The 382-nt window shown below is 52.6% G+C and carries 1 protein-coding gene; it reads left to right on the forward strand.

Going from position 1 to position 382, the window contains the following annotated elements; translation table 11 throughout:
* Positions 1-121: 121 nt before the first annotated feature.
* Positions 122-382 (forward strand): Sir2 family NAD-dependent protein deacetylase (locus EZM41_RS13515; RefSeq protein ID WP_342449223.1); only part of this gene is annotated, 261 nt, incomplete at its 3' end.

A 382-nucleotide genomic window follows, 5' to 3' on the forward strand; every position in this document is an offset into this window, starting at 1 on the left:
TTATCCCGTACAGCTCATCGCTAAGACAGGTGACGTGGAGAAGGCGCTGGACCTCTCGGCGATTATAAAGGGAACTTACAGGCTTCAGATGGTGCCTGAGACTAATCGACTCAACTTCGATATGGTGCTATCTCGGGCGATAAATAAAGCGGTGCAAGGCGTAAAGGCCGAGGCAGTTCGTCAAACGACTGGGGAATATCATGTAAAGACATACGAAGTTCGTCAGCATATCGAGGAGAAGAAGGCAAGCCAGTGCGCTGAGATGATCAAAAAGGCCAATGCCATAGTCCTTCTCTCCGGCGCCGGCATGTCCACGAACGCCGGGATCCCCGATTTCCGAGGACCTCAAGGGCTTTACAAAAGGGCAGGCATACCTGACCCG

Origin of the sequence: Acetomicrobium sp. S15 = DSM 107314, assembly GCF_016125955.1 — a bacterium.
GTDB classification, from domain to species: domain Bacteria; phylum Synergistota; class Synergistia; order Synergistales; family Thermosynergistaceae; genus Thermosynergistes; species Thermosynergistes pyruvativorans.